Genomic DNA, 6,696 nt, shown 5'->3' on the forward strand with positions numbered 1-6,696 from the left:
GTTTGAAAACCAAAACCTCGCTTAGGGCCGTGTCCACATTACGTGGGTAGGATCACACCACCTCGACGTCGGTAACTTTCCGCCCTTCGGCCTGCATGCTCAGCCAGGCAGCCAGCGGCATCTTTTCACCGTCACGCGGTTGTCAACGTAGTGGTATTTGATGCGCCTCTGCACTGCAGTTTTTACCGTCTGGCGGTTCACTGGGTGGTATTCAAAACGAATGCTGTGCGGCGCCAGCATCGCTTTCAGAATGCATAATATGTAAGGGGGTGCACGCTTAAATTTTAAAACCGGAAGGATTTGAGGCCATTTTCCTACCTCCGGCTTACATTTTATTTACTCAGCAAGTCCAAAGTCTATATATCCTTCTGATGTTATAGCTAAACACCAGGAACCCTCATTATCAAAAAAATAATGATGCTGTGGTATATTATTTGTTGCATAGCTAGCAAAATCTATAAATGAATTTGGTTTCAGCAAGAATGCAAAGTCTAATGAAGAATCATTTATGTAATAAATTACATTACTTTTGCTAATTTTATTAATCGCACCACTTTTTATCAGAAACCTTTCAATCTCTTTTGAGTGATCGTCACTTGAAAAATTAAATTTATCTTCAACATGACATTTTAAATGATTCCAATCAATCTTTGACCCTTTCCAGGGGAATCTATCTGAGAGTATATCTGCTATTGGTTCCCAATCTTCAATGACTTCTGGTGGATAGCGTAAGTTACTCACACCTTTTAATACCTCATATTGCAATGTCATTGCCCCCTCCAAATTTTAGATGGTAAATTAAATAAATTCTGCAATCGGGTCACTGATGATTCAGTCGCATCAAAAAGGAAGTGCTCACCTTTTTCCTTACCACTAAACACGTTTATATGAGCTCCGCTGCGTTCATCATATTCAATCCTGAAACCTGTTTTACCATCAGAAGTTGTCATCCCCACGGGTCTTCCTTTAGTCATACCAAATTTACCAGTATTTACTTTCTCAGCCTTAAAACCTCGTTCTTCAAGCCATTTTAGTGCTTTATTCCTGGCTTGCTCAAAACTCTCGTGACATTTCGTTAAACCAAGAGGATCGATCCAGTTTAATGAGTTAGGTGCGTAAGCGTACTGGTTAATCCCACCCGCCAGTCCTATCGGGTCAACCTGGGTAAACCGCCCACCCACCGGATCGTAATAGCGGAATAAATTGTAATGAAGGCCCGTCTCCCTGTCCAGGTACTGCCCCTGAAACCGGAGGTTCTGCTGTACCGCCTGGAAGCCGGTGACGCTTTCGCGCTCCGTTTCGCCCCAGGTGGAGAAACGGCCGCGCCATACCACCTCGCCGTGTTCGTCGGTCATCCGTTCCGGCAGGCCGTTCAGTTCGGTGTGATACCAGAAAATGTCCGACTGTTCGCCGATGCTGTCTACGCGCGCCAGCGGTTCCCAGCTGTTTTCGCCGTAGATGTACTGCGTGTTGCGCGCAGGCTGAAGGCTGCTGCTTTCGCCCACCATCCGCATGCCGCTCCACAGAAACGAAATAACTTCCTTTTCCCTTCCGTGGCGATGCAGAATTTTTTGCGTACGGCGACCCAGCGCGTCGTAGCGATATTCCGCACGACTGAACTCCCTGTGCCCGTCGAAACGTACTTCGCTGACGCGGTGCTCGTCGTCATAGCTGAAGTGCTGCTCCACGGCATCGGCAGACGATTTCCGCCACGTCATGCGACCAAAGCCGTCGTAGCGCCAGCGCGCACCCTTCAGCCTGAGCAGCAGGTTGTGCCAGACGGTTTCGCCCGGGCTGTCGGTCTGGTTTCCGGCAGCGTCCCAGCTGAAATGCTCTTCCTTATAGGTGCGGACTTCACGCGTGACCTGCCCCGTTGCATCATAGCCAAAGCGCTGCTGCTGGTTTGCCCACTCGTTCTGCCGCGTTGCGCTGTCCGACACCAGCTGCTGCATCACCTGATCCAGACGATCCCAGCGATAGCGGCGCTCCAGCACCACGCCTGAACGATCGATAAAGCCGCTGCGGCGCATCACGATCCGCCCGACAGGATCGTAGCGCGTCTCCTGATGCAGCGCGCCCTGGGTGCGATCGATCTCACGATGCAGCTTATCGCGCTGATAGCCCGCGATTTCGCTCTGCTTACCGTGCATTTTCAGGTTCATCTGCAGCAGATGACCGGTGCCGTAGCGCAGGCAGTTCAGCTCGCGCCCGTCCGGCAGCGTGCTGCCGGTCAGGTTGCCCAGCGCGTCATACTGATGCGTGAACAGCCCGCCGCTGTTCTCTTCGCTGAGCAGGTTGCCCAGCGCGTCGCTGGTTAAGGTCAGTACTTCGGCTTCTGCCTCACGGCCTTCAGCTCGTGCCTTCTCCCATTCCGTCAGCGCTATCTTTCTGACTTCCACGCAGTCCGGGCCGTAGTGATATTCGGTACGGTGCTGCTGCGTAGTTTTCACCGTCAGGCGACTGACTTCATCATATTCAAACTGCGTGCGGTGAGGCGGCAGGTTTTCGCCTTCAACAGACAACGGATGCTGTACGACTTCCGTAACCTGGCCCAGCTCGTCATAACCATAGCTTTTGCGACGCCCCGCGTAGTCAATCTGCGCCAGCAGGCGCTGGCTGTTGTCATACTCGAACTGCCAGCGATCGCCGTTTGGATTGATTAACGCCGTCATCCGTCCAAAGCGATCGTACTGATAGCGGGTAATATGCCCTGCTGGATCGGTCTGGCTGACGATCTGCCCGCGCACGTTACGGGCCACGTGCCGCTCTGAAAAGCTGTCGACGTTCTCGCCAACCAGCATGCCGGCGCGATCGTATTCATATTCCGTTTCACGTCCGTCAGGACGCGTCAGGCACTGCAGACGACCCGCAGCGCTCCAGCGATAACGCGTAGTGTTGCCTTCCGCGTCCGTGCTGCTCAGCAACCTTCCCGCATCATCATACAGACGATAACTTTGGTTGCCGGAGCAGTCCTCGTCGCGCCGGAGCTGCCCGCGCTCGTTCCACCAGAAGCGATGCATGTTGTCCAGCGCGTCGGTGCGCGTGATTAAATCGCCCTGCTCGTTCCAGGTAAAACGGCTGGTACCGCCGAGCGGATCGGTTACGGCTACAACATCTCCGGCGTCGTTGTACTCGTATTGCCACACGGCACCGTCGGGCTGCACCTCTTTTAACGGAAACGCATAGGATGGATGCCAGAGGGTCGTAGTGGTCTGACCCAGCGGATCGCGCACCATCGACAGATTGGCGCGTTCATCGTAGTCATAGGTCCAGACCCGATCGCCCGGCGCAAGGGTAGCCATCAGCAGGTCGCCCTGCTCCGCCCAGCGGTATCGCCAGTGCGCGCCATAGCTGTCGATATAGTCGGTAATACGACAAAGCTCGTCCCAGCGATGCTGCGTGGTGCCGCCAGAAAAACAGGTCACGTTTGCGCTGCGATCTTCTTCGTCTGCATCGATCAGCCAGCGCTCCAGGCAATGCTGATGTTCGTCCAGCACCTGATACTCATATACGCGCCAGTAACGTGGATCGCGGGCTGGCTGCCACTGGTAGGCCACGGTCAGGCCGGTGGCGTAACTGTGCGAGGCCATCAGATCGCTGGCGCGATCCCAGCTGAAGCGGCGGGTTTCAACCCCATCAGCATCCTGCACCGCAATCAGCTGTCCCTGCGGGTTATAGCGATAATTCACCAGAGGACATAATTCCCCGGCGACCACCTGATGCAGCGCCGTCAGTCGGCCATATTGCGGTTCATAGCTCAGCCGCACGTCCAGCGCTTCGTTATCGCCAGCGATGGCGGTCAGCTGTCCGGCTTCGTTCCAGCTAAAATGCTGGCAGTTTTCATGACGGTCATAAATGCGGCCGATTCGCCATTCACCCTCACGCTGCGGATCTGGCTCGTAAAAATGAAACTCGCCTTGGGCGGTCTGCATGACGATAACGCCCTGCAGCGAGCAGAACAGCGTAAAGCCCTCTTCATCAAAACGCACCACGTCGCCTGGCGCAATCTCGCCCAGTCCCAGCTCCTGACCCGTTATGTCGCGCCAGGCAAACTGGAAAGTCCCGTCCGGATGACGAAAGCGGAGCAGACGCGTTTCAAACGGCAGCATCCAGCCCGTGCCCAGCAGACCGGTCGTCAGGTTGCGGCTGTGATAGATGCGTTGCCAGTAAAGCGGGATACGATCCTCCAGCACAAAATCCAGATCGTCCTGACCGGCAAGGATCTTGGCCCCGGTAGCATAGTTAACCGGGTGAAAACTCTGCATCGCCACGGAGGAGATGGCGCCTGCGGCAACCGTTCCTCCGGCTTCAGAAACGATCGTACAGGTGATTTGCCGCAGCGCGCGCCGGGCGGCGATGCGGGTAAAAAGCTGTTCCAGCAGTTTTGCCCCTTCTTTACCGATACCGCCGCTCAGCAGGCCGCCGATAAAATAGGCCAGCATGTTTTTGCCGCTGCGAATATCGCGCACCACCACGCTGTCCCCGCCGATACGCACGCGCGGGTTATCGCTGACCTGAACAGTAGCTTCACAGGTGCTGCGATGCCCGTTGCGCACTGCAGGATGGCCGTTGATCATCACCTTTTTCGAGCCTTCCGCCAGAAAATTGGCATTCTCGGCCAGATGCCCTTTGGTACAGGCGACGGTATCTTTATTGGCTGGCGTGGCATAAGGACTGGCACTGGCAACGGTCGGCTGAATCAAATCATCCCAAAGATTGCTAAACCAGTTGCCTACCGATTCAGCGTTAAGATGGCTGACCTTATCCAGCGCGGCGCTCACGGCATCGCCCGGATGACGGATAGTGGAAGCGATCCCGCCCGCCACAGCCATGGCAATATCTTTCAGCCCCGGCGCTTCTTCGCTGCCGACAGACGGCGAAGCCAGCCAGGCACGGCTTACGGTTCCTGCCGCGCGTGCAGCCGGTTTGCCCATGATCTTAACGTTATCAGAACCGCTGGTTATAACCGCATCCGGCGGCCCGCGCATGCCCAGCGTATCCAGCAGGCCGTCAACGGCGTCGCTGGCTTTGTTGCCCAATTTTTCAGGATAGCCGGATGCCATCGCACCCAGCATGGCTGCCGCGCCAACCGCGACGCCGGCTACCGGGTTGACGGCAAACAGCAGGCCAGCGCCGGCTAAAATGCCGGTATAGATAGCTCCTTCAACTAATCCGCTGACAAGATCCGCCAGTGCGGAGCTGTGCACTAAAGGATCGTCTAAACGAGCTGCGATCGAATCGGACATCACTCAAGCCTCCGATCCTGCGGCAGGAATAAACCCTTTTTTAATATCTTGCCAGACGGCCAGGGAAGCCGCATCGAAAGAGCCTGCGCGGCTAAAGGTCAACGTCATCAGATGCGTAGCGGTTCTGGCGACCAGCAGCTTTTGCACGACCGCCACGCCCTGGTTTTCAAAACGCATCGCCACTTCCTGCGCAGGCAGGCCGCCGAAAAGCGCCTCCTGCACTTTTTCAGCCGCGAATTTTTTCATATCGCGTTTCACTTTTTCCAACTGCTGTTGCAGATAGCGCGCTTCTTCGCCTTCCTGCACATCCCACGCTCGGGTCACGACCAGCGTGGCGCGTGCTTTGGGCAGTTTCAGTAAGGTGATGCTTTGTTCCTGGACCGCTTCAGGTAACGTCAGCGTGCCTTCGGATAAAATGTAATTCATGAATTGCTTCCTTTTTTATCGAAGGCCTGAAGAACCTCATAGCCGATAGTCATCGGTGTTGGATCGGGCGTGATGCCCGGCGTTGGCGTGCTGATATTCAGATCCAGCGTGCCGCCGGTATTGATTTGTCCGTTGCCGGTGGCGTTGATTTGGAACTGAATGCATTGCAACGAAATAGTGCCGTTGGGATCGAGCGTCAGCACGCTCTCGCCCGAAACAAAGCTGATGCCTTGTCCGGCGGCAATTTGCAAGCCATCCTGCGCCCAAAGCTCGTAATCTCCTCCCACCAGTTCATTACGTGATTTCTGTGTTTTCTGCACGTAAGCGCCGCTTACCGTGCTGGTAAAATCTTTATTAACGGATACCGTCTGATTACCGCCTACCGTGTGGGTTTCATCGTTTTTGATATTGGTATCCATATTCTTCTGCGCCTGGATCCACACCTGTTCCTCGCCCGCCTTATCTTCAAAGCGCAGCGCGTTGGCGTTGTCCGGCGTGCCGTCCTTCGAGCGGCTTAAAAAGCCCATCTGCGTTGCCGCGCCGGGCAGCGCCCACGGCGGCATGCTCGCCTCGTTGTACACGCGGCCCGTCACGATCGGCCTGTCCGGATCGCCGTTGATAAAGTCGATCACCACCTCGTCGTTGACGCGCGGGATCTGCACGCCGCCGAATCCCTGGCCCGCCCAGGCGCTCGACACGCGCACCCAGCACGAGCTGGTGTCGTCCCCCTTTGCCAGACGGTCCCAGTGGAACTTCACCTTGATGCGCCCGTACTTGTCCGTCCAGATGGATTCGCCCTTCGGCCCCACCACCTTCGCCGTCTGCGGCCCGTGCGTGCGCGGCCACGGCGTTTCCGGCGCCGCACGGTACGTCACCGCCGACGGGATAACCCCGATGGCGATATTGTGCTTCGTGCCGCCGTCGCCCCCGCTGGCGTAGCGGTTCTCCTCGAAGTCGTAGTACGCGCTTACCGTCAGGTACTCGCCGTTGTCGCTGAAGAACGGCGCGTTCAGCAGCGTGAAGG

Annotated in this window: 4 protein-coding genes; all 4 read right to left on the reverse strand. The window is 56.0% G+C overall.

From position 1 onward, the window contains the following. Positions 1–336: 336 nt before the first annotated feature. A complete protein-coding gene (locus tag QCD69_RS22200; protein WP_301253539.1) occupies positions 337–771 on the reverse strand; it encodes a type IV secretion protein Rhs in 435 nt (144 codons plus the stop codon). After that, entirely contained in the window at positions 768–5,246 is a 4,479-nt protein-coding gene (locus tag QCD69_RS22205; protein WP_301253540.1) for an RHS repeat-associated core domain-containing protein, read from the reverse strand. The genes QCD69_RS22200 and QCD69_RS22205 overlap by 4 nt, the downstream gene beginning before the upstream one ends. A gap of 3 nt (positions 5,247–5,249) precedes the next feature. Next, positions 5,250–5,672, reverse strand: coding sequence for a DcrB-related protein (locus QCD69_RS22210; RefSeq protein ID WP_301253541.1), 423 nt, complete (start codon positions 5,670–5,672; stop codon positions 5,250–5,252). Further along, positions 5,669–6,696, reverse strand: a 1,028-nt coding sequence (locus QCD69_RS22215; protein WP_301253542.1) for a type VI secretion system Vgr family protein, incomplete at its 5' end; no start/stop codon positions are given. The genes QCD69_RS22210 and QCD69_RS22215, both read right to left, overlap by 4 nt.

This window comes from Erwinia sp. PsM31, from assembly GCF_030433775.1.
Lineage (GTDB): Bacteria > Pseudomonadota > Gammaproteobacteria > Enterobacterales > Enterobacteriaceae > Erwinia > Erwinia aeris.